General features: G+C 75.0%; 1 protein-coding gene. It reads right to left on the bottom strand.

The annotated features are described in order from the left end of the window. Window positions 1-688: helix-turn-helix domain-containing protein (locus tag SYYSPA8_RS37070; RefSeq protein WP_456115177.1), on the bottom strand; the 688-nt coding region annotated here is incomplete at its 3' end. Between the last annotated feature and the right edge of the window lie 35 nt (window positions 689-723).

Raw genomic sequence — 723 nt, 5'->3', positions numbered from 1 at the left:
CGTTACGGGCGGCCAGGAGCAGGCGCAGGAACCCCTCGCGCTGGTCGGGGTCGCGGCAGAGGGTGAACACCTCCTCGAACTGGTCCACCACCACCAGCACCTCCCCGCTCTCTGCGGTGGGGGTGAGCAGGTGGGTGTGGGTGCGGGCGGGGTGACTGCCGGGGGTGAGGATCCGGATCGCCCCCAGCCCCAGCCCCGGGCCGCCCGGCCCGTCCGGTGTGCCGGGCCGGCGCAGGGCGGGGATCACCGCCGCCCGCAGCAGCGAGGACTTCCCGCTCCCCGACGGCCCGAACACCGCCGCGAACCTGCGCCGCCCCACCAGGGCCAGCACATCCGCGGTCACCCGCTCCCGCCCGAAGAACAGAGCACCGTCCCCGCTCTCGTACCGGGCCAGACCCCGGTACGGCACCACCTCCACACCAGCGCCAGCGGTGGTGGTGTCCCGGACGGCCGCCGCTGCCTGACGCCACCGGGCCTCCCACTCACCCACCTCACCCCCACAGGCCCGCACATACGCCAGCGCCACCCGCAGACTCGGCAGCTCCCGCCCCCCGGCCGCCTGCGACAGCGCACTCACCGAGAAACCCGCCCGGGAGGCGAGCACCCGGTACGTCGGCTGCCCGGCCTCCACCCGCAGCTTCCGCAACCCGAACGCGAACTCCTCCACCGGACCCGCCTGCGGATCCACCGGCACCTCATGACGCCCCGCCACCACCAACACCC

Source organism: Streptomyces yaizuensis (assembly GCF_034961445.1).
Taxonomy (GTDB): Bacteria; Actinomycetota; Actinomycetes; order Streptomycetales; family Streptomycetaceae; genus Streptomyces; species Streptomyces yaizuensis.
Note: the sequence above shows the minus strand (reverse complement) of the source record. Positions and strands in the feature narration are given on the sequence as shown.